This is a genomic window from Rhodospirillales bacterium (genome assembly GCA_028824295.1).
Taxonomy (GTDB): domain Bacteria; phylum Pseudomonadota; class Alphaproteobacteria; order TMED109; family TMED109; genus VXPW01.
Window position 1 is genome coordinate 101,141 of the sequence record JAPPED010000008.1, and the last position, 24,632, is coordinate 125,772.

The 24,632-nt window shown below is 66.3% G+C and carries 25 protein-coding genes; 22 read left to right on the forward strand and 3 right to left on the reverse strand.

Going from position 1 to position 24,632, the window contains the following annotated elements; all coding sequences use genetic code 11:
• Positions 1-17: 17 nt before the first annotated feature.
• From nuoI to OXH60_05040, 20 genes are all read left to right on the forward strand, one after another.
• A complete protein-coding gene (gene nuoI, locus OXH60_04945) occupies positions 18-506 on the forward strand; it encodes an NADH-quinone oxidoreductase subunit NuoI (protein MDE0711464.1) in 489 nt (162 codons plus the stop codon).
• Between the two features lie 6 nt (positions 507-512).
• Entirely contained in the window at positions 513-1,115 is a 603-nt protein-coding gene (locus OXH60_04950) for an NADH-quinone oxidoreductase subunit J (GenBank protein MDE0711465.1), read from the forward strand.
• Entirely contained in the window at positions 1,112-1,420 is a 309-nt protein-coding gene (nuoK, locus tag OXH60_04955; protein ID MDE0711466.1) for an NADH-quinone oxidoreductase subunit NuoK, read from the forward strand. The genes OXH60_04950 and nuoK overlap by 4 nt, the downstream gene beginning before the upstream one ends.
• Positions 1,420-3,309, forward strand: a complete 1,890-nt coding sequence (gene nuoL / locus OXH60_04960) for an NADH-quinone oxidoreductase subunit L (GenBank protein ID MDE0711467.1) — start codon at positions 1,420-1,422, stop codon at positions 3,307-3,309. The genes nuoK and nuoL overlap by 1 nt, the downstream gene beginning before the upstream one ends.
• Complete coding sequence (locus tag OXH60_04965; GenBank protein ID MDE0711468.1) at positions 3,306-4,796, forward strand: NADH-quinone oxidoreductase subunit M; 1,491 nt, start codon at positions 3,306-3,308, stop codon at positions 4,794-4,796. Before nuoL ends, OXH60_04965 begins: the two co-directional genes overlap by 4 nt.
• Positions 4,796-6,226, forward strand: coding sequence for an NADH-quinone oxidoreductase subunit NuoN (gene nuoN, locus OXH60_04970; GenBank protein ID MDE0711469.1), 1,431 nt, complete (start codon positions 4,796-4,798; stop codon positions 6,224-6,226). The genes OXH60_04965 and nuoN overlap by 1 nt, the downstream gene beginning before the upstream one ends.
• A gap of 9 nt (positions 6,227-6,235) precedes the next feature.
• Complete coding sequence (locus OXH60_04975) at positions 6,236-6,952, forward strand: biotin--[acetyl-CoA-carboxylase] ligase (protein ID MDE0711470.1); 717 nt, start codon at positions 6,236-6,238, stop codon at positions 6,950-6,952.
• A complete protein-coding gene (locus tag OXH60_04980; protein MDE0711471.1) occupies positions 6,952-7,740 on the forward strand; it encodes a type III pantothenate kinase in 789 nt (262 codons plus the stop codon). Before OXH60_04975 ends, OXH60_04980 begins: the two co-directional genes overlap by 1 nt.
• A complete protein-coding gene (locus tag OXH60_04985; GenBank protein MDE0711472.1) occupies positions 7,737-9,398 on the forward strand; it encodes a ribonuclease J in 1,662 nt (553 codons plus the stop codon). The genes OXH60_04980 and OXH60_04985 overlap by 4 nt, the downstream gene beginning before the upstream one ends.
• Before the next feature lie 13 nt (positions 9,399-9,411).
• Positions 9,412-9,816 carry a methylmalonyl-CoA epimerase gene (gene mce / locus OXH60_04990; protein MDE0711473.1) on the forward strand — a complete coding sequence of 135 codons (405 nt, stop codon included), beginning with the start codon at positions 9,412-9,414 and terminating at the stop codon, positions 9,814-9,816.
• Positions 9,816-10,088 carry a DUF1467 family protein gene (locus OXH60_04995; protein ID MDE0711474.1) on the forward strand — a complete coding sequence of 91 codons (273 nt, stop codon included), beginning with the start codon at positions 9,816-9,818 and terminating at the stop codon, positions 10,086-10,088. The genes mce and OXH60_04995 overlap by 1 nt, the downstream gene beginning before the upstream one ends.
• A gap of 262 nt (positions 10,089-10,350) precedes the next feature.
• A complete protein-coding gene (ilvN, locus tag OXH60_05000) occupies positions 10,351-10,881 on the forward strand; it encodes an acetolactate synthase small subunit (protein MDE0711475.1) in 531 nt (176 codons plus the stop codon).
• Positions 10,882-10,937: 56 nt separating this feature from the next.
• The gene (gene ilvC / locus OXH60_05005; protein MDE0711476.1) at positions 10,938-11,957 is read left to right on the forward strand and encodes a ketol-acid reductoisomerase; all 1,020 of its coding nucleotides are present in this window, start codon (positions 10,938-10,940) and stop codon (positions 11,955-11,957) included.
• 144 nt (positions 11,958-12,101) lie between these two features.
• The gene (locus OXH60_05010; GenBank protein MDE0711477.1) at positions 12,102-13,655 is read left to right on the forward strand and encodes a 2-isopropylmalate synthase; all 1,554 of its coding nucleotides are present in this window, start codon (positions 12,102-12,104) and stop codon (positions 13,653-13,655) included.
• A gap of 29 nt (positions 13,656-13,684) precedes the next feature.
• Positions 13,685-14,737 (forward strand): rod shape-determining protein, encoded by a 1,053-nt coding sequence (locus tag OXH60_05015; protein ID MDE0711478.1) that lies wholly within the window; start codon positions 13,685-13,687, stop codon positions 14,735-14,737.
• Positions 14,738-14,795: 58 nt separating this feature from the next.
• Positions 14,796-15,659 carry a rod shape-determining protein MreC gene (locus OXH60_05020; GenBank protein MDE0711479.1) on the forward strand — a complete coding sequence of 288 codons (864 nt, stop codon included), beginning with the start codon at positions 14,796-14,798 and terminating at the stop codon, positions 15,657-15,659.
• A 29-nt stretch (positions 15,660-15,688) separates the two neighbouring features.
• Positions 15,689-16,177, forward strand: coding sequence for a hypothetical protein (locus OXH60_05025; GenBank protein MDE0711480.1), 489 nt, complete (start codon positions 15,689-15,691; stop codon positions 16,175-16,177).
• A complete protein-coding gene (gene mrdA, locus OXH60_05030; GenBank protein MDE0711481.1) occupies positions 16,164-18,065 on the forward strand; it encodes a penicillin-binding protein 2 in 1,902 nt (633 codons plus the stop codon). Before OXH60_05025 ends, mrdA begins: the two co-directional genes overlap by 14 nt.
• A complete protein-coding gene (gene rodA, locus OXH60_05035; GenBank protein MDE0711482.1) occupies positions 18,062-19,225 on the forward strand; it encodes a rod shape-determining protein RodA in 1,164 nt (387 codons plus the stop codon). The genes mrdA and rodA overlap by 4 nt, the downstream gene beginning before the upstream one ends.
• Positions 19,226-19,294: 69 nt before the next feature.
• Positions 19,295-19,942, forward strand: coding sequence for a 3'-5' exonuclease (locus OXH60_05040; protein ID MDE0711483.1), 648 nt, complete (start codon positions 19,295-19,297; stop codon positions 19,940-19,942).
• Here the strand turns inward: OXH60_05040 and OXH60_05045 are convergent.
• Complete coding sequence (locus tag OXH60_05045) at positions 19,863-20,444, reverse strand: NAD(P)H-dependent oxidoreductase (protein MDE0711484.1); 582 nt, start codon at positions 20,442-20,444, stop codon at positions 19,863-19,865. The genes OXH60_05040 and OXH60_05045 overlap by 80 nt on opposite strands.
• A gap of 367 nt (positions 20,445-20,811) precedes the next feature.
• Here OXH60_05045 and OXH60_05050 point away from each other — a divergent pair, with 367 nt between their 5' ends.
• Positions 20,812-21,732, forward strand: coding sequence for a cation diffusion facilitator family transporter (locus OXH60_05050; protein ID MDE0711485.1), 921 nt, complete (start codon positions 20,812-20,814; stop codon positions 21,730-21,732).
• Positions 21,733-21,757: 25 nt separating this feature from the next.
• Here OXH60_05050 and OXH60_05055 read toward each other — a convergent pair whose 3' ends face one another.
• Both OXH60_05055 and OXH60_05060 read right to left on the reverse strand, forming a co-directional pair.
• Positions 21,758-22,558 (reverse strand): metal ABC transporter permease, encoded by an 801-nt coding sequence (locus tag OXH60_05055; GenBank protein ID MDE0711486.1) that lies wholly within the window; start codon positions 22,556-22,558, stop codon positions 21,758-21,760.
• A gap of 6 nt (positions 22,559-22,564) precedes the next feature.
• A complete protein-coding gene (locus OXH60_05060) occupies positions 22,565-23,212 on the reverse strand; it encodes a metal ABC transporter ATP-binding protein (protein ID MDE0711487.1) in 648 nt (215 codons plus the stop codon).
• A gap of 301 nt (positions 23,213-23,513) precedes the next feature.
• Here OXH60_05060 and OXH60_05065 point away from each other — a divergent pair, with 301 nt between their 5' ends.
• A complete protein-coding gene (locus OXH60_05065; GenBank protein ID MDE0711488.1) occupies positions 23,514-24,572 on the forward strand; it encodes a zinc ABC transporter substrate-binding protein in 1,059 nt (352 codons plus the stop codon).
• The last annotated feature ends 60 nt before the right edge of the window (positions 24,573-24,632 follow it).

The following is a 24,632-nucleotide window of genomic DNA, read 5'->3' on the forward strand; positions in this document are numbered from 1 at the left end:
TGACGGAGCCCAACGTCCTGATCCGGATCCTGCACGCGCTCCGGATGGCGTCGCTGGTCGAGCTCTTCGCCGGCCTGACCCGCACGTTCCGACGGATGCTGAGCCCGCCGGTGACCCTCGCCTATCCGAATGAAAAGGGCCGGCTGAGCCATCGTTTCCGCGGCGAGCATGCCCTGCGGCGCTATCCCAACGGCGAGGAGCGCTGCATTGCCTGCAAGCTCTGCGAGGCCGTCTGCCCAGCCCTCGCGATCACCATCGAGGCGGAACCCCGGGCCGACGGCAGCCGGCGCACCACCCGATACGACATCGACATGACGAAGTGCATCTATTGCGGGCTGTGCGAGGAGGCCTGCCCGGTCGACGCCATCGTGCAGGGGCCCAACTTCGAGTTTTCGACGGAGACACGCGAGGAGCTTCTCTACACCAAGGAGCGCCTGCTTGAGAACGGCGACCGCTGGGAACACGCGATCGCGGAGCGCCTTGCCGCCGACGCGACGGCGCGCTGACCGGCCATGACCGCGCCCGACCTGTTCTTCTGGCTGTGCGCGGCCGTGCTCATGATGTCGTCCGTCTTCGTCGTGTCGGCGCGCAGCCTCGTACACGCGGTGTTCTTCCTGATTCTGGCGTTCCTGAACGCTGCGGGGCTGTTCATCCTGCTGGGTGCCGAGTTCCTCGGCATGATGATGCTGATCGTCTACGTGGGCGCTGTCGCCGTGCTGTTCCTGTTCGTCGTCATGACGCTGGACACCGGGCAGCCCGGCGGGACGCTCCGGGCCCGGCTGCCCGCCGCCCTGGCGGCCGGCGCCATCCTGTTGCTGGAACTCGCGTTCGTGGCCTTTGCGGGCGGTCCTGCCGAGGCTCCGGAGCCGCTGCCCGGTGGCGTATCCAACACGCGGGCGCTGGGCCGCCTGATCTACACGGACTATGCGGCGCTGTTCGAACTGGCGGGAGCCATCCTCCTCGTCGCCATGATCGGCGCGATCGTGCTCGCGCACCGCTACCGTCCCGGCGTGCGCCGGCAGGACCCGGTGCGGCAGTTCGTCCGCCACCAGGGCGAATCGATTCGCCTGGAGGATCCGGCAGTGGGTGCCGGGGTGTCGGAGCAGGGTCGATGACGGTCACGCTTGCGCATTACCTCATGCTGGGCGGTTCGGTGTTCACGGTCGGGATCATCGGCATCGTCCTGAATCGCCGAAACGTGATCATGATCCTGATGGCGATCGAGTTGCTGCTGCTGGCGGTGAATCTGAACTTCGTGGCCTTTTCGGCCTATCTCGGCGACCCGGCCGGCCAGGTGTTCACGCTGTTCGTGCTGACCGTGGCGGCGGCGGAGGCCGCCGTCGGTCTCGCCATCCTCGTGGTGTTTTTCCGGCTCCGCGGGACCATTGCGGTTGAAGACATTCAGGATCTCAAGGGATGATGACCGTCGCCGCCGTGTTCCTGCCGCTGGCCGGTGCGGCGCTGGCGGCCCTGCTGTCCCGGCGGGCGAGCCCGGCCCTGGCCGGAATCACGACCACCTGCCTCACGGCACTGGCGCTCGCCGCGTCGATCGGCGTCCTGGCCGGGCTGGGGGACGACCCGGCCCGCGTGTCGCTGGCCACGTGGATCGCGGTGGACGGACTCCAGCTCGACTGGGCCCTGCGCGCGGATCCGCTGTCGGCGCTCATGCTGGTGGTGGTCAACGCGATATCGGCGCTGGTACACCTCTACGCCATCGGCTACATGGCCGAGGATCCACACCGACCGCGTTTCTTCGCCTTCCTGTCGCTGTTCACGTTCTCGATGCTGTTGCTGGTCAGCGCGGACAACTTCCTGCAGCTGTTCTGCGGATGGGAAGGGGTCGGCCTCTCCTCGTACCTCCTGATCGGCTTCTGGTACGAGCGGTCCACGGCCAATGCCGCCGCGATCAAGGCGTTCCTGATGAACCGGATCGGCGATGTGGGGCTGGTGCTCGCGTTGGCGGCAATCGCGCTGACGTTCGAGAGCCTGACGTTCGACGCGGTGTTCGGCGGGGCGGCGGACGCGGGCGCGGCAACATTGCTCGGCCTGCCGGCCCTGGAGGTAATCGGCGTGCTGCTGCTGGTCGGCGCGATGGGCAAGTCCGCGCAGATCGGGCTCCACACGTGGTTGGCCGACGCGATGGAGGGGCCGACGCCGGTATCCGCGTTGCTGCACGCCGCCACCATGGTCACGGCGGGCGTGTTTCTGGTGGCCCGCTGCGCGCCGCTCTACGAGGGGGCGCCGGTGGCCATGGGCCTGGTGGCGGTGGTCGGCGCGGCCACGGCCCTGTTTGCCGCGACGATCGCGCTGGCCCAGACCGACATCAAGCGGGTGGTGGCGTGGTCGACCTGCAGCCAGCTGGGTTACATGTTTCTCGCGGCCGGGGTGGCGGTGCCCGCGGCCGCGCTGTTCCATCTGTTTACGCACGCGTTCTTCAAGGCCCTGCTGTTTCTCGGCGCCGGTGCCGTGATTCACGCGCTTGCGCATGAACAGGACCTGCGCCGCATGGGCGGGTTGGCCCGCCGGATGCCCCTCACGTGCGCGGCCATGGTGGTCGGCAGCCTGGCCCTGTCGGGCCTGCCGCCGTTTGCCGGTTTCTGGTCCAAGGACGTCATTCTCGAGAGCGCGTTTGCCGCCCACGGACCGGTCGCACTGACGGGCTTCTGGTTGGGCCTCGCCGCGGCGTTTCTGACGGGTTTGTACAGTTGGCGCCTCGTCTTCCTGGTATTCGCCGGCGAGGCCAGGGCGCCCGCCCGGGTGCTGGCGGCGGTGCACGAGCCGGGATGGTCGATGCGGTTCCCCGTGCTGGTGCTCGCCGCGGCGGCGTGCGTGGCCGGCTGGTGGGCGCATGACTTGGCGGACGCGGGCACCCCGTTCTGGCGCGGTCTGTTTGCCACGGCGCACCACGGCGACGTTCCGGTATGGGTGCCGATTGCTCCGGCGGTCGCCGGCGGCGGCGGGCTGCTGGTGGCGTGGCTGGTGTACGTGGCTCGTCCCGAGCTCGGGGCCCGGGCGGCGGCCAGGACCGCCGCCGTGGGAGCCTTCCTGGCCGCGGGCTGGCGATTTGACGCACTCTACGACGGGTTCGTCGTGCGAACGGTTCGACGCGTGGGGAGCTTCCTCGCCGCCGTGATCGATCAAGGGCTCATCGACCGGCGCGGCCCCGAGGGGGTCGGCCGGGCTGCCCTGGCGGGCGCGGTGCGCGTGCAGTTCCTGCAGACCGGCCAGCTGCACCACTACGCGCTGGTGGTGGTCATCGGGGCGGTGCTGTTTGCGGCGTGGAACCTGCTGGTGGGGGGCCTTTCGTGAGCACCTGGCCCATCCTGTCGCTGCTGGTGTTCCTGCCGGTGGCGGGAATCGCCTTCCTCGCCCTGACCGGCCGCAGCGGAGCGGAGAATGACCGCAACGCCCGCGATGTGACGCTCTGGACCTCGCTTGCCAACCTGGCATTGGCGATCGTGCTGGCCGCCCGGTTCGATCCGGGCAAGGACGGCTTCCAGTTTGTCGAGCACGCCGTGTGGCTGCCGAAGCTCGGCGTCGCGTATCACGTCGGCGTGGACGGGATTTCGGTCCTGTTCATCCTGCTGACGGCGCTCCTGGTGCCGATCTGCATCGTTGCCTCCTGGACGACGGTCGTTGAGCGCGTGCGCTCGTGGATGGTCGCGTTCCTGGCCATGGAGGCCCTCATGATCGGGGTCTTCGTGGCGCGGGACGCCCTGCTGTTCTACGTGTTCTTCGAGGCCATCCTGATTCCGATGTTCCTGATCATCGGGATCTGGGGAGGCGAGCGGCGCGTGCATGCCGCCTTCAAGTTTGTGCTCTACACCCTGGCCGGGTCGGTGCTGTTCCTGATTGCGATCCTGACGCTCGCCAGCCTGGCCGGCTCCACCGACATGGACCGTCTGGAGCACATGCCGATCGCCGTCGACGCCCAGCGCTGGATCTGGATCGCGATGTTCGCGTCGTTCGCGGTCAAGGTGCCGATGTGGCCGCTGCACACTTGGCTGCCGGACGCCCATGTCCAGGCGCCGACCGCCGGGTCGGTCATCCTAGCGGGCGTCCTCCTGAAGCTCGGCGGCTACGGTTTCCTCCGCTTTTCGCTGCCGATGCTGCCCGCGGCAAGCGCGGAATTCATGCCGCTGGTCTACGTGCTGAGTGCTGTCGCGATCCTCTACACGTCGCTGGTCGCTCTGATGCAGCGCGACATGAAGCGGCTGATCGCCTATTCGTCGGTGGCCCACATGGGAGTCGTGACGCTCGGGCTGTTCACGGCTTCCGCACGGGCGATCTCCGGCGCGATCGTGCAAATGCTGAGCCATGGCCTGGTGTCGGCGGCACTGTTCCTGGTGGTCGGCGTGGTGTACGACAGGCGGCACTCCCGGGAGATCGCCGACTACGGCGGCCTCGTCCATTCCATGCCGCGTTACGCGGTCCTGTTCATGCTGTTTGCGCTGGCCGCGGTCGGATTGCCGGCCACCAGCGGCTTCGTGGGCGAGTTCCTCGTCATCGTGGGCGTGTTTCCCGTGAGCGCGGTCTTCGCGGCCTGCGCGGCCGCCGGCATGGTGCTGTCGGCCGCCTACATGCTGTGGCTGTACCGCCGCGTGGTGTTCGGCAGGGTGCCAGCGGGGCCGCCGCTGCCGGATCTGGATCGTCGCGAAACCGGCATGTTCCTGCCGCTCGCGATCCTGGTCCTCTGGCTCGGCATCCAGCCGGACTTCGTGTTCCGGCTGGTCGAGGGACCGTCGGCCGAACTGGCGGCGAGGCTGCTGGCCGCACAGACGGGTGGCGGTTTGTGATGGAGCTGACCCCGGCAATCCTGGGCGCGCTGCCCGAGTTGCTCCTGGCGCTGGGGGCGACCGTGCTCACCATGGTCGGCCCCTTCGTTGTCGATCAACGGCGGGTATGGCTGACCCGGGCCGCGCTGCTCACGTTGGTGGGGGCGCTGGCCCTGGTTCCGACGCCTCCCGACGGCCTCATCTTCGGCGGGCTGTTCGTGGTCGACGGGTTCGGCAAGTTCATGAAGATCCTGGTCCTGGGGGCGACCGCCTGGACCCTCCTGATTGCGGAGGAGGGCCGCCAGTCGGCGAGCATGCGGGCATTCGAGTACCCGGTGCTGGTGCTGTTTTCGGCACTGGGCATGCTCGCGACCGTGTCGGCGAACAATCTGATGAGCCTCTACCTGGGGCTCGAGATGATGAGTATCCCGCTCTACGTCCTGACTGCACTGAAGCGCGAATCGCGTCACGCTGGCGAGGCCGGGATCAAGTACTTCGTCCTGGGCGCGCTGGCCTCGGCCCTGCTGCTCTATGGCTGCGCGCTGCTCTACGGGTTCACCGGCACGACGGACTTCAACGCGCTCGCCGTCGCGTTGCCGGATGCTCCGCCGCTCGGTGCCGCGGCCGGGCTGGTCTTCCTGGTGGCAGGAATCGCCTTCAAGTTGTCGGCGGCGCCGTTCCACATGTGGACCCCGGACGTCTACGAGGGGGCTCCGACGCCCGTCACGGCGTTCCTGGCCGCCGCTCCCAAGGTTGCGGCCGGAGCCCTGATGCTGCGGGTGCTGTTCGGGCCACTGATCGGCCTGGCGGACGTGTGGATGCCGGCGATCGCGGTGCTGGCGGTCCTGTCCATGACGGTGGGGGCGTTCGGCGCGCTCCGGCAGACGGGCCTCAAACGGCTGCTGGCCTACGGGACCATCGGTCACTCGGGATACATCTTCGTCGGGATTGCCGCCGGAACACCGGAGGGAATCCACGGAGCGTGCGTATATCTCGCGATCTACGCGGTCATGACCATCGGCGCGTTTGCCTGTCTCCTGGCCATGCACCGCAGCCATCAGCCGTTCGAGCAGATGGAGCACCTCGCGGGAATCGGTCGGCACCGCCCGATGTTCGCGCTGGCGTTCTCGGCATTGTTGCTGTCGATGGCTGGCCTGCCGCCGCTCGCCGGATTTCTGGCCAAGCTGTATGTGTTTCGGGCAGCGGTCGAGGCGGACCTGTTCTGGCTGGCGGTGGTCGGCGTGCTCGCCAGCGTGGTGGCCGCCGCCTATTACTTCCGCGTGGTCTACGTGATGTATTTCGCGGATGGGGACGAGGATTTCGAGCACATGCCCGGACGGAAGGTCACGTGGACGGTGACCGCGACGGCGCTGACCGCGCTGCTGTTTCTATTCGTGGCCCCCGTGGTGGTCGAGGCGGCGGCCCGGGCCGCAGGCACGCTTGGACTCTGAGCGGAAGCGGTGACGGAATTTCGGGTGGTGCGGCTGAACACCGTGGACAGCACGAACGCTGAAGCGTGGCGTCGGGCCGGCCGCCCCGCGGAAGCCAACCTCGTCGTCTGGGCACGCCGGCAGGAGCAGGGCCGCGGCCGTCACGGCCGCGGCTGGGTCTCTCCACCCGGCAATCTCTACGCGTCGGTGGTGCGTCCCGGGGCCGGTGGCGCGCACCCGGCCCTCGAGGTGTTTCGGGCCGGGATTTGCCTGGTGGAGGCGGTGCTCGAGGTGACGGGGAGCACGGTGGCCGCCCGGTTGAAATGGCCGAACGACCTCGTGGTCGGCGGCCGCAAGGTCGCCGGGATTCTGGCGGAGACGGCGCCGGAGCGTGCCGCCACGGTGGTCGGGACCGGCGTAAACCTGGTCTCGCACCCCGATGCGACGTCACTGCCGGCGACCGATCTTGCACGCGAGGGGGCACCGCCGGTCAGCCCCGCCCGCCTGCTGGCTGCGTATCTGGAGCGCCTGGCCGCCCGCGCGGCGCACGGACACGACCGAATTCTCGAGCGCTGGCGCGCCCTGGCGCTGCCGGCCGGGACCCCGTTTCGGGTGCGCATCGGCGACGACGAAGTGCAGGGGGCATTCGCCGGCGTCGACGATGACGGTGCGCTGCTGCTCGACCAGGGCGACGGCGAGCGTCGGCGGATCATTGCCGGCGATGCGTTTCCCGAGATGGACGGCTGATGGCGTCGCAGCTGCTGGCCGTGGACGTCGGGAACACCAACACGGTGTTCGCCATGTTCGAGGGCGATCGCCTGCTGGTGTCGTGGCGCCTGGCGACGTCGGTGGACCGTACGGCGGACGAGTACGCGGCAACGCTGTCGCAGTTGATGAAACTGGACGGCCGCAGCCCGGACACCGTCGGCGCCGTCGTGATTTCGACGGTGGTGCCAGCGTCCCTGTTCGAACTGCGCCTGCTAGCCGACCGGATGTTCGGATGCCGGGCCGACGTGGTCGGCGACGGGCTCGACCTCGGCATCGAGGTTCATATTCCGAGTCCCCAGGAGGTTGGCGCCGACCGGCTGGTCAATGCGGTGGGGGCTTACCGCCGGTACGGCGGCGCCGTGATCGTCGTCGATTTCGGGACAGCGACGACCTTCGACGTCGTCGGCGCGCACGGCTCGTATGAAGGGGGCGTGATCGCCCCCGGCGTCAACCTGTCCCTAGAGGCGCTGCACGCGGAGGCAGCCCGTCTGCCGCGAATCGCCATCGGGCGGCCTGCGGCCGTCGTCGGCCGGGACACGGTTTCCGCCATGCGGTCAGGGATCTACTGGGGCTATGTCGGCCTGATCGAGGGCTTGATCGAACGGATACGGACGGAACGGGGACAGCCGTCGATGCAGGTGGTGGCGACGGGCGGGCTGGCCGATCTGTTCGCCCAGGCCACCGGCGTCATCGACACCGTGGACCCCAACCTCACGCTGTACGGACTGTGCTTCGTGCATCGCCACAACCGGGACACCCCGGCATGAGCAGCCTGCCGATTCCCGGCTCCGACGAACTGCTGTTCGTGCCTCTGGGCGGTTCCGGCGAAATCGGCATGAACCTGAACCTCTACGGGTACGATGGCCGCTGGATCATGATCGATTGCGGCGTGTCGTTTCGGGACGAGCGGATGCCGGAGGCGGACGTCGTGATGCCGGACATCCGGGCGCTCGAAGGCATGGAGGACCGGATCGAGGCCATCGTGCTGACGCACGCCCACGAGGATCACCACGGCGCGGTGCATCACCTTTGGCCCAGGCTCCGGTGTCCGGTGCTCGCGACCCCGTTCGCGGCCATGCTCCTGCAGGAAAAACTCTCGGACGCCGGCCTGCGGGATGTCGTTCCGGTGGACCAGGTGGCGCCCGGTGAATCGCGCCAGCTCGGCCACTTCCGCGCGGAGTACGTGCCCATCACGCACTCGATTCCGGAGTCTCACGCGATCGCGCTGACCACCCCGGCCGGCGTGGTGCTGCACACGGGCGACTGGAAGTTCGACCCGCGGCCCGGGCTGGGACCGACGACGGACGAAGTCAGGCTCCGGCAGCTGGGTGACGCCGGGGTCTTGGCAATCACCTGCGATTCCACCAATGCCCTGGTCGCCGGGGAGTCGGGATCCGAGGGCGATATCGCCGACGAGCTGGTCCCGTTGGTCGACGGACAGCCAGGGCTGGTAGCGGTGGCGACGTTCGCTTCCAACGTGGCGCGGCTCCGCACGGTGGCGGAGGTGGCCCGGCGGTGCAGCCGCAAGGTGGCGCTGGTGGGGCGGTCGTTGTGGCGGCTCACCGACGCGGCGCGCGCGGCGGGATACCTTGCCGGTGTCCCGGCATTCATCAAGGAAGACGCGATCCGGTCGTTTCCGCGCAACGACCTGTTGGTTGTCTGCACCGGTTCGCAGGGCGAACCCCGGGCGGCGCTGTCCCGGATCATCGAGCGGCGGCATCGCGCCCTGCATTTCGCGCCGGGCGACCGGGTGATCTTTTCGTCGCGGGTCATTCCGGGGAACGAGATCGCGGTCAAGCGAATCTGGAACGGACTGATTGAGCTGGGGTGCGACGTCGTCACCTCGGAGCAGGCGCCGATTCACGTGTCGGGACACCCGGCGCGCGATGAGCTCACGCGCATGTACCACTGTATCCGGCCGCAGATCGCACTGCCGGTGCACGGCGAGCCGCTCCACATCCGCGCGCACGCCAATCTCGCCCGGTCCCTGCAGGTGCCCGAGGTGTTCGAGCCACGTAACGGCAGGGTGATCCGTCTGGCGCCGCAAGCGGCGGAGGTCGGCTGGGTCGAGGCGGGGAGGCTGATCCTGGACGGGACCGACGTCGTGCCCCGCGAGGCCGGCCACCTGCAGGCCCGCCGGCGCATGGCGTACCATGGGGCGGTCACCGTGACGATGGTCGTGGAGGATGACGAGGTCCTGGTGGAGCCGCGGGTCACGTTTCACGGGCTCGACCCGGTGAGCAACGGGGCAGAAATTGACATCGCCGAGACCGTCCTCAGCGTGTGGGACGGGTTCGCGGCCGGAGAGTGCGAGGAAGACGGGCACGCTCGGCCGATTCTCGAGAAGGCCGTGCGCCGTGCGTGTCGCCGGTCCCTGCTCAAGCAGCCGGACGTCGTCGTGGAACTGATCCGGCTGGGGGGCTGACGGGATGGAATCAATCTTGGGCGAACTGAACCACGTTGCCATCGTGGTTCCCGATCTCGACACCGCCGCCCGCCGCTATCGGGATATTTTCGGCGCGCGAGTGTCGGCGCCGCTCCCGCTCCCGGATCACGGGGTCACCACGGTATTCGTCGAGCTTTCCAACACCAAGATCGAGTTGCTGCATCCGCTGGGCGACGAGTCGCCCGTGGCTGCATTCCTGGCGCGGAACCCGGCGGGCGGAATTCACCATCTCTGCTACGAGGTCGACGATCTCGGCGGCGCCCGTGACCGGCTGGTGCAGGCGGGCGCGAGAGTGCTCGGCGACGGCGAGCCGAAGATCGGGGCGCATGGGAAACCGGTCCTGTTCCTGCACCCGAAGGATTTCGACGGGACGCTCATCGAACTGGAACAGCGCTGATGTCGGCGCTCGGCCTGGTGGTGGTGTTCTCCATCGTCTGGTGGCTGCTGTTCTTCATGCTGCTGCCGGTGGGAATCGAACCGTCCCGGGAGCGCGTGCCGGGGCAGGATCCGGGTGCGCCCGCCCGACCGCTGCTGGTTCGGAAGGTCCTGCTGGCCACCGTGGTGGCGGCCGTGGTGACCGGCCTAGTGCATGTCGCGGCGCTGCAGGGCTGGATTTCGTTGTGGTCTCTGCTCGGGACGGAGGAAGCCGCCGGCCCGGCGTCGGGCTAACCATGCGGTCGCGGAGCTTTTCCGGCCGACTGCATGTACGTCGGACGGGCCTTGCCGCTGGCCGCGCCGTGGCCGTGTCAAGCTGCTGGAGGTCGTCCTGCGACCGGTGCCGGCCGTTGACGCCGGCCCATCAACGGGACGGCACGCGAATGATGCGGGGCACCTGCCGTTCCAGCGAACGGGCGTCCGCCTTCCGCGTGCCCGGTGCGTTCGCTACATTCCCGGCGAAGGACGACCCGGCTGGGGCGCTCCGTCGTTGCGCATGCCGGCCCTGGGGGGGTTGAAGGTGGACGAAACCAGTTCAACCCACGTCCTGTCGGTGCTCGTGGACAACGAGTTCGGCGTGCTGGCGCGCGTCGTCGGGCTGTTCTCGGCGCGGGGCTACAACATCGAAAGCCTGACGGTCGCCGAGGTGGATCGTGAACGGGGCATGTCGCGGATCACCGTCGTGACGACCGGCACGCCCATGACCGTGGAGCAGATCCGCAGCCAGATCGGCCGTATCGTGCCGGTGCACAAGGTGGTGGACCTGACCCTCGAGGGCCCGTACGTGGCCAGGGATCTGTTGCTGGTGAAGGTGCAGGGGCGGGGCGAGAAGCGGGTCGAGGCGCTCCGGATTGCGGACATCTTCCGTGCCCGGGTGGTCGACAGCACGAATCGTTCGTTCATCTTCGAATTGACGGGATCGGCGGGGAAGCTGGACGCTTTCATTGATCTGATGCGGCCGCTCGGCCTCGCCGAGGTGGCCCGGACCGGCGCGGTGGCACTCGCCCGCGGCGATACGACTTCCTAAATTCGCGCGGCTTGGCTCGCTGGCCTGGCCCACGACTTCCAACAGGAGACACATTCATGCGCGTGTATTACGACCGCGATTCAGACGCCAATCTCATCAAGGGAATGAAGGTCGTCATCATTGGTTATGGAAGCCAGGGCCACGCTCATGCCGCCAATCTGCGCGACAGCGGTGTACAGGACGTAAAGGTCGCGCTTCGCGCCGGCTCCGGCTCCGCCGCGAAGGCGGAGGCGGCCGGCTTTGAAGTTGTCTCCGTCGCCGACGGTGCTGGCTGGGCCGACGTCATGATGATGGCGACACCCGACGAACTGCAGGGGGGAATCTGGCGCGACCACCTCGAGCAGAACATGCAGCAGGGCGCCGCCCTCGGATTCGCCCACGGCCTGAACATTCACTACGGCCTGATCGACCCGCGCCCCGATCTCGACATCTTCATGCTGGCGCCGAAAGGGCCCGGGCATACCGTGCGTGCGGAGTACGAGCGGGGTGGTGGCGTGCCCTCCCTGGTGGCCGTCCACCAGAACGCGTCGGGGAACGCGCTGGAGATCGGCCTCTCTTACGGCTGCGGGCTCGGGGCCGGCCGCGCGGGCATCATCGAGACCACGTTCAAGGAGGAGTGCGAGACCGACCTGTTCGGGGAACAGGTGGTGCTTTGCGGCGGATTGACCGAACTGATCACCGCCGGGTACGAGACGCTGGTGGAAGCCGGTTACGCGCCCGAAATGGCCTATTTCGAGTGCTTGCACGAGGTCAAGCTGATCGTCGACCTCATCTACGAGGGCGGCATCGCCAACATGCGTTATTCGGTGTCCAACACGGCCGAATTCGGCGACTACACGAGCGGCCCGCGCGTCATTGGCGAGGAGGCGCGGGCCGCAATGAAAGGAGTGCTCGAGGACATCCAGAAGGGCCGTTTCACACGCCAGTGGATGACCGAGTGCGCCGTCGGACAGCCAAGCTTCAAGAGCATGCGGCGACGCGCGGCCGGCCATCCGATCGAGGAAGTCGGTGAAAAGCTCCGAGCCATGATGCCGTGGTTGGCCGAAAACAAGCTGGTGGACCGCGACAAGAATTGAGCGCCGCGGCGGGCCGAGCGCCCGAAAACCGTTGAACTTGCGGTAATTTCAGGGTAGGTACAGCTTGACAGTGCACTGAGCGAGCGCGGAGCCAAAGAGCCGTGGAACCGCGCCACTTCTGCGCGTCTGCCCTCGGGGAACGTCATGGCTAAATCCGCCGATCATGTAGTGATCTTCGACACCACCCTGCGAGACGGAGAGCAGTCTCCCGGCTGCTCGATGAACCTTGAGGAGAAGCTACGGGTCGCGGAGGTGCTGTCCCACCTGAATGTGGACGTGATTGAGGCGGGTTTCCCGGCCGCGTCCAACGGAGATTTCGAGGCCGTGCAGGCGGTCGCGGGGTCGGTGAAAGACTCGATCATCTGCGGCCTGGCGCGCGCCAGTCGTCGCGACATCGAGCGGGCGGCGGAGGCGCTGAAGCAGGCGAATCGCGCCCGTATTCACACGTTTATCTCGACCAGCGCGCTCCACATGAAGCACAAGCTCCAGCTGGAACCAGAAGAAGTCCATGCGCTGGTCGTGGACAGCGTGACGTACGCAAGGAACTTCGCCGAAGACGTGGAGTGGAGCCCCGAAGACGGCTCGCGCACGGACCACGATTTCCTCTGCCGTTGCGTCGAGAGCGCCATCGACGCCGGTGCCAGCACCATCAACATCCCTGACACGGTCGGCTACGCCATACCCTCGGAGTTTGCCGATCTGATCTCGATGCTACGGAACCGGGTTCCGAACATCGACAAGGCGGTCCTGTCGGTCCACTGTCACAACGATCTGGGCCTCGCGGTGGCGAACTCGCTCGCAGCGATTTCAGCGGGCGCGCGCCAGGTGGAATGCACGATCAACGGCATTGGCGAGCGGGCCGGAAACGCGGCGATGGAGGAAATCGTCATGGCGCTTCGGACCCGTAAGGACGCGATGGTCTATGAGACGTCGGTGGCCACGCGGCATATCACCCGTGCCTCGCGTCTGCTCGCGCAAGTGACCGGGTTCTCGGTGCAGCCAAACAAGGCGGTGGTCGGGGCCAATGCGTTCGCGCATGAATCCGGCATTCACCAGGATGGCATGCTCAAGCACTCGGAGACGTACGAGATCATGACCCCGGAGTCGGTCGGTCTCACCAAGTCCAGTCTGGTGCTGGGCAAGCACTCCGGCCGGGCGGCGCTGAGCGCGAAACTGCGCGAGCTCGGCATCGATCTCGGTGCCAACCAGCTGAACGACGTCTTCGTCCGGTTTAAGGAACTCGCCGACAAGAAGAAGGAAGTCTTTGAAGAGGACCTGCTGGCGCTGGCGGACGTCGGCGTTGCCGCGGAGGACGAGCGGGTCGCTCTGGTCGACCTGGCGCTGCGCTGCGGAACCGAAGAGGACGCCCAAGCGGCGGTCACGCTCCGCATCGACGGCGTGGAGCAGAGCAAGGAACTGACCGGGTCGGGCCCGGTCGACGCGGTGTTCAAGGGAATCGCGGCTTTGGTCCCCGGCGACTACCGGCTTGAATTATTTCAGGTCAGTGCGGTCACGGGCGGAACTGACGCGCAGGCAGACGTGACCGTCCGGCTTGAGGAGAACGGTCGGTCGGTCACGGGTCATGCGGCCGACACTGATACTATGGTGGCTGCAGCTCGTGCCTACATAACGGCCCTGAACCGGCTATTCACGAAACGCCAACGGGGAGTTCCACCGGCATTCGCGGCGCAGGGATAACCACAACCGCACCTTAGCGGGATTGTCTGATGGCCATTTTCTCAGGGCTTCTGGACGCGTTCTCAAGCGAGTTCGGAATTGACTTGGGCACTGCCAACACGCTCGTGTACGTGCAAGGCCAGGGAGTGGTCCTGAACGAGCCGTCCATCATCTCCGTGGGTTACAGGGACGGCAAACCGCACACGCTGGCCGTTGGCAAGGATGCCAAGCAGATGATCGGGCGGACGCCCGATTCGATCAGGGCCATCCGTCCCATGCGGAACGGCGTGATCGCCGACTTCGAGATGGCCGGCATGATGCTTGAGCACTTCATCCGCCGGGTGCACCGGAACCGAAGCTTCATCTCGCCGCGAATCGCGGTGTGCATTCCGTCCGGTGCGACCCAGGTGGAGCGCCGGGCGATTCGCGAGTCGGCCGAGTCGACAGGCGCGCGCGACGTGGTCCTGATCGAAGAGCCGATGGCGGCGGCCTTGGGCGCGGACATGCCGATTATGGAATCCAACGCGTCCATGGTGGTGGATATTGGCGGGGGTACGACCGAGGTCGGCATCATCTCGCTTGGCGGGCTTGCGACGACGCGTTCCGTCCAACTGGGTGGCGACAAGCTGGATCAGGCGCTGATCACGTACGTGCGGAACAATTTCCAGCTCCAGCTGGGAGAGCAGAGTGCCGAGAACCTGAAGAAGGACATCGGCTCTGTCTGCCTACCCGAGGACGGCACCGACGGGCAGACTTGCACGGTGCGCGGCATGGATCTGACCACCGGCCTGCCGCGTGAAATCGAGGTCTCGGAGCGGCACATGTACGAGGCCTATTCCGAGACCGTGGACCAGATTGCGGAAACGGTACGGGATGCGCTGCGGCACACCAGCCCCGAACTCGCGGCTGACCTGGTCAATCAGGGCGTGCTCCTGACCGGGGGGGGAGCCCTGCTCAAGGGTATCGACAAGGTCATTCGCGATACGACGGGACTGCCGGTGGCGGTGCATGACGAGCCGCTCTTTTGTGTTGCCTATGGTACCGGGAAGTTGCTGGGCAACCGTTTGCTGCTGCGCCAGCTGGCGCAAATCGGATCCAGCTGACGGGCTCGGGTGTGTGGTCAGGGGTCGAGGATCGATCCGGGGGTAGCGAGACGTAGAGATGAGGGGCGTACACCGGCTAGCCAGCGTTGCCGATAGGCTGCAGGCAAGTTACCGGCGGTACGCGGCCGGTGTCCTGACGGGTGGCTCGGTCGCACTCCTTCTGCTCGGACAGTTTGAATCCCCGACGGTTTCGCGCATCGAGGCAACACTGCTCGACGCCATGGCCGTCACCGTCGCGGCCGTTAATGTGCCGTTTGAAGGTGCGGGAATGCTTATCCGGGACTTCGATGAGCTTGTCCATGCGCGTGAAGAAAATCGGCGCCTACACTTCGAGCTCGATCGACTGCGAAGCCAGGTCACCACCCTGCAGCGCATCGAGAGCGAGAATCTCAAGCTGAGGGAGCTGTTGGCGCTGGTGCCGTCGCAGGTGACCGCGTACGTGTCGGTTCAGATCGTTGCTGCCGGTACGGCCGTACCCCGCAACACCATCGTCATTGATGGGGGTGCCAGGGACGGAATCAGAGTGGGCGACCCTGTGGTCTCGCTGGGCCGGATGGCGGGCTACGTCACGGTGGCCGGTGAGCGGGCCGCCCGGGTGCAGTTGCTCACGAGCATCGCCTCGCACGTGCCGGTATTCGGCGAACGTTTCGGTCACAGTGCGGTCGTGACGGGCGGCAAGGGCGGATTCCTGCGGTTCGCCTATGTCGGGTCGTCATCGAGCCCGACGAGCTTCCTGGAACACGAAGCCTTGTACACCTCGGGCCAGGGGGGAATGTTTCCGCCACATCTCCTGGTGGGGAGCGTCGAACGCACGGAAGGCGGGATGCGCATCCGACCGGCCGTGGATATTGAAGGAATGCGGTATTTGCAGGTGATCCCGAGCGCACCGGTTAACGCCGTCCCCGCCGAGCAGCTGCTGTGAGGTTGCTGCCGACAGGAGCGTTCGGCCCAGTGGCCCTGCTGACCCTGCTGCTCGGTCAGGCGGTGCTGGCAGGACCAGCGGTGGCCATCGACTTCTTGGCACCCATGCCGGTGTTGGGTGTCGCCGGCCTTTGCTGTTTGTACCCGGCGCACACCAGCCGCATGAATCCGCTGATCCTGTTTCTGTTCGGGGTCGCCTGCGATCTGCTCTCCGGTGTTCAGCTCGGCACGGTCCCGCTCACGCTCTTCGTGCTCCGGTTTGCGATCACAACCTTGCAGCACCGTTTCGCGACCGCGCCACCGTGGTTCTATCCGTGGGTCTTGGGACCCTTGCTGACTGCCGTAGCCACCGTCGCCGTGCTGCTGGTCGGCGTCGGCTTCACCGGCGGCCAGGTGACCGCCGCGGCGCTTATTTTCCAGATGGCCGCGATCCTGCTGCTGTATCCGGTGATCCTCCAGTCGTTCGTCTTGCTGCAGTACCTGTTCGAAGCGCCGGCACATCGACATGAAGCCCGTTGAGAGTAACCGCAGGCACGATTTCGATCGCCGCTCCCTGCTGATACTGGGATTGAATGGCTGCTTCCTAGCGGTCGTCGCCGAGCGCCTGTACCAGCTGCAGATTCTGGAACACGAACAGTATGCGGCGCGGTCCGACGAGAACCGCGTCAAGCTCCAGTTGCTGGTCCCGCCGCGGGGACGGATATTTGATCGAAACGGCATGCTGTTGGCAGGTAACCGCTGGCACCACTACCTTCACGTCATTCCCCCGAGTGGAGAAGAGGGCCGTCGCGCGATGATGCTGCGGCTGGAGCACATTCTGCAGCCGTCCTCCACGCAATACACCGAACTCCACGAGATCTTTCGGCAGACCTCGGGGAGCCGAGAAACTCCGCACAAGCTCGTCCGGCTTCACTCGTGGGAGGACGTGACGAAGGTTGCGTCGCATTCGGTTGTGCTGCCGGGTGTCTCGGTCCGTCGCGAGTCCGAACGCCACTACCCGGCCGGAGAGGTCCTGGCCCATCTGCTCGGTTATGTGTCATCGGTTACGAGCGACGACATCAGTCGCAGCGAAGTGCTCGCACACCTGAGCAACTATCAAATCGGTCGAGTCGGCTTTGAGCAGTCGAGCGAGGCCATCCTCCGCGGGAAGATCGGGACGCTGCACGTCGAGGTGAACGCTCACGGAAAATCGGTTCGCAATCTGCGGGAAAAGAAGGCGTTACCGGGAAAGGACCTGCGCTTAAGCGTTGACTATCGCCTGCAGCGTTATGCCGCCTCGCTGCTGGCCGGAGAAACCGGTGCCGCCGTGGTGCTGGATACCGTCAGCGGTGAGGCCCTGGCCTGCTGTTCGTCGCCCAGTTTTGATCCAAACCTTTTCGTCACCGGGCTGGACCACGCGACGTGGGATGCCCTGAGCAACAGTCCCACCACGCCGCTGGTGGACCGCTCGGTGCGGGGCCGGTACGCGCCCGGATCGACGTTCAAGGTCGCGGTAGCGCTGGCGGCCTTGGAGGCCGGGCACGACCCCAACCACACTGTGTTCTGCGGCGGGGTGCGGGAAATCGGAGGCAACCGATTCCACTGCTGGCGCAGACAGGGGCATGGTCGGCTGGCCCTGACCGAAGCGATTGCCCAGTCCTGTGATCTGCATTTCTATGAACTGGCGCTGAACCTGGGGGTGGACCGGATTGCGGCCATGGCGAGTCGGCTCGGTCTGGGGGCGGCGACCACCATTGACGAATCCGTCAACGAGCGCACCGGTCTGGTGCCGACCAAGGCGTGGAAGAAGGAGGTCTACAACAAGTCTTGGTACCAGAGCGACACCGCGAACGTCGGTATCGGTCAGGGATACCTACTCGTAACCCCGGTCCAGCTGGCGCTGATGACTGCCCGGATCGCGAGCGGCAGGGAACTGGGAGTCCGGTTCGTCCAGGGCGTGGCGAATCATGGCACGGATGACGGGCTGACAGGAGCGGCACCGTCGGACTTCGGCGCTGCCCGACGCTTGGCCGACGCCCTCGACATCGAGGAATCGTCGCTGGCGTTTGTTCGCAATGCCATGTCGGCCGTCGTCAACAGCCCGACCGGGACGGCCCGAGACGCCGGGACCGAGCGCGATGACTTTCTGATGGCCGGGAAGACCGGGACCGTGCAGGTCCGCCGGATCACGGCGGAGGAGCGGAAAGCAGGCGTCAAGAAGAACGAGGATCTGCCCTGGAAGTTCCGTGATCACGCGTTGTTCGTTGGTTTCGCGCCCGTCGAGCAACCTCGGTATGCGGTTGCCGTCGTCGTCGAGCACGGCGGCAGCGGGTCGCGGGTCGCGGCACCCATTGCCCGGGATTTGCTGCTGGAAGCGCAGCGCCTAGGTGTCACCGACGGCAGTGAAGGGGTGGGACAGATAGCGTGAGCGGCGTCGACTTCGTACGCGAAGCGGACGAGAACATCCCGGGCTTTCGTGAACGGCTGCAGGGTCTGGCGCAAACCCCTCCGATTTACCTGCTGCTCGCGTTGCTGGTCCTGATATCAGCCGGGCTCGCGGTCCAGTACTCGGCCGCCGGCGGCGACGGTCGGCCTTGGTTCTGGCCGCACGCGCTGCGTGCTCTGGCCGGGTGCCTGCTGATGGTCGCGGTGGCCCTCGTCGACGTACGGTTCTGGCTGCGCTTCGCCTACGTCCCGTTGGCGATGATGCTGGCGCTGCTGCTGGTGCTGGAGTTTGTTCCCAGCGACCTCGCCGTCGATCGGTGGATCCGCGTCGGGTCGTACCAATTTCAGCCGTCCGAGCCGGCCAAGCTGGCACTGGTGATGGCCCTTGCGCGGTTCTTTCACGACCGACGCGGTCGAGGCGGATTCCTCGAAGTCCTGGTTCCCGGCATCCTGATCGCCGTTCCTGCGTTCCTGGTGTGGCGCCAGCCGGACCTCGGAACGGCGGCGGCAATCGTGGCGGTGGGCTGCGTCACGGCATTTCTGGCCGGGCTGAGCCTGCGGGTCGTCGTTGCCGGAACGGTGGCGGCTGCCGGGGCGGTGCCGCTGCTGTGGTGGTTCGTCCTGCACGAGTATCAGCGCGTGCGCGTGCGCTCGTTCCTGGACCCGGAATCCGACCCGCTCGGCGCCGGCTATCACCTGCTTCAGTCCAAGATCGCGGTCGGATCGGGCGGTGCCTTCGGCCGGGGATTCCTGGGCGGCAGCCAGACGCAGCTCGAGTTCCTGCCCGAGCACCACACTGACTTCGCATTCACCGTGTTTGCGGAAGAGTTCGGCTTCGTTGGGACGCTGGTCCTGCTGGCCATCTACGCCCTGATCATTGTCTGGGGTGTCGTCCTTGCGCAGTTCGTCCGCAATCACTTCGGCCGGGTGCTGGCGGCGTCGATCACGTTCATCGTGTTCCTGTACGCATTCATCAATATTTCGATGACCACCGGGACCCTTCCGGTCGTGGGTTATCCGCTGCCACCGATCAGCTACGGCGGCACCGCCTTGCTCACGCTGTTCGTCTGCATGGGGCTGCTGCTGAACGTGTACGTGCATCGGGACAGCGTGCTCGGGCGCCGCAACCGGACCCTGGTATAAGACCGGTGAGACGCGGTGGAAGTGCCGTGGTCCGATTTTGCTAGCGCTGTCGGTCGTCGCGCCGCTCCCGTGACCAACCCCGGGCTCGCCTTCGTCGCGCTGGACGTGGAAACCGCCAATTCGGAGCCTGGTTCTATCTGCCAGATCGGGCTGGCAGTCTACGAACACGGTCGGCTGGTCGACGAGTGGTGCACGCTCGTCGACCCGGAGGCGCACTTCGACCTTCGCAACATCGCCATTCACGGCATCGACGAATACAAGGTGACCACGGCGCCGACGTTTCGGCAGTGCGCGCCGGCGCTACGCCAGTACCTCGCAGGGTGCGTCGTGGTCCACCACACCGCATTTGATCGTCACGCGCTCCGCCGGGCCTGCCTCGCCGCCGATGTATCGCTGCCGGAATGCCATTGGCTGGACTCGGCCTGGGTGGCGCGGCGTGCGTGGCCGCAGTTCGCCCGTCGGGGCTATGCGCTGGGAAATGTCTCCCGCTACCTGAACTACGAGTACCGGGCGCATGACGCGCTCGAAGACGCGAAGGCCGCGGGCAACCTGGTACTTGCCGCTTGCCGTGCGACCGGGTTGGACGTGTCTGGCTGGCTTGAACGTGTGAACCGGTCCGGTGCCCGACGGGGCGGCGCTAGGCGGCTCCGGCTTCAGCTTCGCGAGCGGTCCTCAATGCCCGGGCGTACCATTCGACCTGGTCCGCGAAACCGCTGAACCTGCGGTGGACATCCTCGTCATCGGTGTACCCGCTGTCGTCGAACGTCTCGTGGACCCGGCCAACCCGAAAGGGCGCGCCGATCGGCGGCGCCCCCAGGATGGTAAACAATTGGCGCAGCGGGATGGCGGCCAGCGCACCGCCTAGAGGTCCGGGAGAGTAGGTGCACACCGCCGAAGGCTTGCGGGCGTACTCGGGCAAGAAGTAGTCAAGCACGTTCACCAGGGCGGGAGGAATGGACCCGTTGTATTCGGCACTGACCGCGACGAACGCGTCGGCATGTTCAAAGACGCGATGCAGGAAGTGCAGCACCTCCGGCGCTTCTCCGTCACCGTAGTCCCGATAACGCTGTTGCAGGAGCGGGACCCTGTGTTCCAGCGGGTCGATGAGCGTGGATTCGTGCCCCCGTTCGCGGAAGGCCCGCGACACGTATCGGGCCATCCGGATCCCGACCCGCTGGGGCCGGACCGAGCCGTAGATCACGGCAATGCGAAGTTGCATGGTCGGAATACCTTTTCGACAGGGGGTTGGATGCTGGTTCCGCCGTGCGCCCCGGTGCCCGGCTGGCAGCGCGGGTTCCGGGTCAGAGGAATATAATGGGGGAAGCGTCGCCCACGGCCAGGCGTCCCGACATTCTTGCCCGTACGCAGAGACCAGGCCGCCCGTTACCGTCCGAGACCTGTTCAAGCGGCGGGCCCGTCGAGGTGATGGGCAGGCGTGCACTCGCGGCGCCAATTTGATATCGAGGCAACCTTGCACGCGCTTGTATGGGGAGCGCGCCGCCGGCCCGCCATCCACCTCCTCGGACTTGGGGTAGGTTTGGGCCGCGGCCCGCGACCGGCGTGGGGGCAGCCGGCGGGAGGCCGCAATGATCGGCAATCACGGATCTGAAGGCCGCGGCGGTCACGCCGACAATGTCCGCCGCATCTTCTGGGCCCTGCTGCTGACCGGCGGTTTCATGTTCGCCGAGATCGTGGGTGCCGTGATTTCGGGCTCTCTGGCCTTGCTGGCAGACGCCGCCCACATGCTCGTCGACACCGTGGCCCTCCTGTTTGCCTGGATTGCCTTCAAGCTCAGCAGCCGTCCGGCTGACCAGTCGCGCACCTACGGCTACCACCGCTTCCCGGTGCTTGCCGCCTTTGCGAACGGCATCAGTCTGCTGTTTATCGTGGGGTGGATCTTCACGGAGGCGGCCGACCGGATCGTCAATCCGACGGAGGTGCTTGCCGGTCCGATGCTGGCAGTCGCGGTGCTGGGACTCGTCGTCAACGTTGCCGCATTCAGAGTGCTGTACGGTGCCGACCGCACCAATCTGAACGTGCGGGGCGCGCTGCTCCACATATGGGGCGACATGCTGGGCTCAGCCGCCGCGGCGGGCGCGGCCGTCGTTATCATGACTACCGGATGGATGCAGATCGATCCGCTGCTTTCGATCCTGGTCGGTTTGATCGTGCTCCGCAGTGCCTGGAGCCTGCTGCGGGATGCGGCACACATCCTGCTGGAGGGTGTGCCCGAGAAGCTGGACGTGCGGGAAATCGGTCCTGATCTCGTGGCAAACATTGCCGTGGTGGAAGACATCCACCATGTGCACGCGTGGTCGCTGTCGCAGGAGCGGTCGCTGCTGACCCTGCACGCCAGGATCGTCAAGGATGCGAACCCGGACTCGGCGATCGCGGACATTCATGCCCGGCTGGCCAGTCGCTTCGATATCCGCCACGTCACCGTCCAGATCGAACTAGATGGATGCACGGATGATGCGGCCGACGCCGACTGCGGGGCGCGGCCCTAGGAGATACTCTGACAGCCTTGGGCGTTCAGCGTGCGCCCCTCTCGCGGCGCGGGCGGCCCAGCCGGGTCACGAGGAATACCGCCAGGGCCGTCACCACGATGGAAGGGCCCGACGGCGTGTCCAGCGTCGCCGACGCAAGCAAGCCTCCTGCGACCGCGATCACGCCGGTCACGGCGGCGCCGGCCGCCATCTGTTCGGGACTTGACGTGAAGCGTCGCACCGTGGCTGAGGGGATGATAAGCAGGGCGACGATGAGCAGGACTCCCACGATCTTGATGGCCGCGGCAATGACGGCGGCAAGGAGAATTCCGAACACGAGAAGCGCTCGCTCCGGACGCAGTCCGGCCACGGTCGCCAGGTCAGCACTGACCGTGGCCGCCAGAAGGGGCCGCCAGATCCACCACAGCAGAGCAAGTGCGATTGCGCCTCCGCCCCAGACGACGGCGAGATCGAGACGCGACACGGCGAGAATATCCCCGAACAGCAGGCCCTGAAGGTCGAGCCGCATGTCGGGAAAGAACGACAGAAGGACCAGGCCAACCGCCAGTCCGCCGTGCGAGAGCAAACCGAGCAGCGTATCGGTAGGCAGCGTGTCACGCCGCTCGAGGTAGGACATCGCCAGCACGACCACGACGGCCGTGACGAAGATGCCGATCACCAGGTGCAGATTCACTAGGACCGCGATCGCGACTCCCAATAGGGCCGAGTGCGCGATCGTTTCGCCGAAGTAGGCGAGGCGTCTCCAAACGATGAAGCAGCCAGCCGGCCCTGCGACCATCGCGAGCCCGATGCCGGCCAGCAACGCTCGCAAGAGGAAATCGTCCAGCAAGGCTCAGACCTTCCGGGCTTCACGCCGGGACAGGTCCCGTTGGGCCGGCGGCGGCTCGTCGTGTTGGTGCGGCACGAGGACCACAACGTCGTCCCCCGTGCTTGTCGCCACTTCGAGATCGTGGGAGATCAGGAGCACGCCGCACCGGAGATCCCGCCGGATGCCCTGGATCAGGTCCAGCACGACGCCCGATCCGGCCGTGTCTACGCCCTGAGCGGGTTCGTCGAGAACCAGCAGATCCGGGCGGTGGATCAGGGCGCGGGCCAGCAGGAGACGCTGGAATTCCCCGCCTGACAATGTCGTCACTGGGGGATTGCCCAGGCGGTCCAGGCCCACAGCTGAGAGCGCGGATTCGATGTGCTTCCTGGGAAAGCGCCCGGTCAGGGTCATGAGCCGTCGCACCGTCAACGGAAGTGTCGGGTTCAATGCGAGCCGCTGCGGCACGTAGCCAACCTCGAGGGAGGACATTCGTTCGATCGTGCCCTCGTCGATGTCAAGCAAACCGAGAATGGCTTTCGCGCAGGTGGACTTGCCGGCGCCATTGGCACCAATCAGATAGACAAGCTGGCCGCGGTCAACCGTGATATCGACATGCCGGACGATCCAGCGCGCGCCCCGGCGCACGCCCATGTCTCTGGCTTTGACAAGCACGATGGAACTCCTCCGAGAGCCGATCTACCGGGTCATCGATGGCTGGCGCCCGCAGCTGGCGGGTCGAACCGGGCTCCTGCGGACGCACCGGTGCGTACTCCTGCCGATGCATCACCTCCACCACCCTGTCAACGGCTTGGAGACTACTGGACGGTCGGGCGCGGTGCGATCAACGCGAGCCGGCCGCCGATGAACCTCGGGTGCGGCAACGCCCCGTACTGGACCAAGTGCGCTTGACAGGGAGATTACAAATATAACGTTTCCGTTTTCAGCGACTGCTCTCTTGCAACGGGGGAAGTGTATGAGCCGTTCGTTGTTGGCCTGGCGATGGGCAGCTGCGATTCTGGTCGCAGTCTCGCTGACCGGCTGGGCCGATGCCACATCGGCGGCCGATGACAACGGCACCGGGATTGTCGCGTCGATAAAGCCGGTCCACTCGATCGTCAGCGCCGTCATGCTCGGAGTCGGCGAACCTCAACTTCTCATACGCGGCGCCTCTTCCCCCCATACGTTCAGCCTGCGTCCGTCCGATGCCGCGGTGCTGGCAGACGCGAGCGTGGTCTTTTGGATCGGGGCGGCCATGGAGTCTTCGCTGGCCGGTCCCATAGCCGCGCTGGCTGGCGATGCGCGACTGGTCACCCTGTCGCAGGCGCCCAACCTCGTTCGCCGACCGCTTCGGGAAGTAGGAGCGTTCGAGCGCCACGCACACAGTGATGATGACCGCAGTGATGCCGAAAACGAGAGGCGTGGTGGGGACCGCGACCAGGAGGGCGTCGGGCATGACGCACGCATATTCGACATGCACGTTTGGCTCGACCCGCACAACGCCGATGCGATGGCCATGATGATTGCCGATGTGCTGTCGGAGGTCGACCCGGCGAACGCGGAGGTGTATGCGAGGAACGCGACCACCGTGGGCCAGCGCTTGGCAGCGCTGACGGAGGACATCGACGCATTGGTGGCGCCAGCTCGCGGGCAGCCCTTCATCATGTTCCATGATGCGTACCGCTATTTCGAGGACCGGTTCGGTTTGTCCGCGGTCGGCTCCGTTGTCGTCAGCCTCGAGCGAACTCCCGGGGTCAAGAGAGTCCGTGCGCTTCGTGCAATGGTGCGCGAACTGGGGGCGGTATGCGTGTTCTCCGAGCCCCAATTCCAGCCCAGTCTGGTCGGTACGATCATCGAAGATACCCAGGCACGTTCGGGCGTACTCGACCCGTTGGGCGCTGGAATCGAGAGTGGACCGGAGTTGTATTTCACTCTGCTCCGCCGAATGGCGGACTCATTCAGAACGTGCTTGGAGCCGGATGCTAGCCCGAGGGCCGATCGCGCATTGTCTGGACAGGATTCTTCCGGGGGCTGAACGGTACTTCGGATCTGCCGGGCTTCTGGTCGGCGGGGTCGTCATCATCGCGCACAACAC

Coding starts and splice junctions, on each gene's coding strand:
- nuoL (MDE0711467.1), top strand. CDS start 1,420: ATGACCGTCGCCGCCGTGTTCCTGCCGCTGGCCGGTGCGGCGCTGGCG.
- OXH60_04995 (MDE0711474.1), top strand. CDS start 9,816: ATGTCGGCGCTCGGCCTGGTGGTGGTGTTCTCCATCGTCTGGTGGCTG.
- OXH60_05015 (MDE0711478.1), top strand. CDS start 13,685: ATGGCCATTTTCTCAGGGCTTCTGGACGCGTTCTCAAGCGAGTTCGGA.
- OXH60_05020 (MDE0711479.1), top strand. CDS start 14,796: ATGAGGGGCGTACACCGGCTAGCCAGCGTTGCCGATAGGCTGCAGGCA.
- ilvN (MDE0711475.1), top strand. CDS start 10,351: ATGCCGGCCCTGGGGGGGTTGAAGGTGGACGAAACCAGTTCAACCCAC.
- OXH60_04950 (MDE0711465.1), top strand. CDS start 513: ATGACCGCGCCCGACCTGTTCTTCTGGCTGTGCGCGGCCGTGCTCATG.
- nuoN (MDE0711469.1), top strand. CDS start 4,796: ATGGAGCTGACCCCGGCAATCCTGGGCGCGCTGCCCGAGTTGCTCCTG.
- OXH60_05045 (MDE0711484.1), bottom strand. CDS start 20,444: ATGCAACTTCGCATTGCCGTGATCTACGGCTCGGTCCGGCCCCAGCGG.
- mrdA (MDE0711481.1), top strand. CDS start 16,164: ATGAAGCCCGTTGAGAGTAACCGCAGGCACGATTTCGATCGCCGCTCC.
- OXH60_04980 (MDE0711471.1), top strand. CDS start 6,952: ATGGCGTCGCAGCTGCTGGCCGTGGACGTCGGGAACACCAACACGGTG.
- nuoK (MDE0711466.1), top strand. CDS start 1,112: ATGACGGTCACGCTTGCGCATTACCTCATGCTGGGCGGTTCGGTGTTC.
- ilvC (MDE0711476.1), top strand. CDS start 10,938: ATGCGCGTGTATTACGACCGCGATTCAGACGCCAATCTCATCAAGGGA.
- OXH60_04985 (MDE0711472.1), top strand. CDS start 7,737: ATGAGCAGCCTGCCGATTCCCGGCTCCGACGAACTGCTGTTCGTGCCT.
- OXH60_05010 (MDE0711477.1), top strand. CDS start 12,102: ATGGCTAAATCCGCCGATCATGTAGTGATCTTCGACACCACCCTGCGA.
- OXH60_05050 (MDE0711485.1), top strand. CDS start 20,812: ATGATCGGCAATCACGGATCTGAAGGCCGCGGCGGTCACGCCGACAAT.
- OXH60_05065 (MDE0711488.1), top strand. CDS start 23,514: ATGAGCCGTTCGTTGTTGGCCTGGCGATGGGCAGCTGCGATTCTGGTC.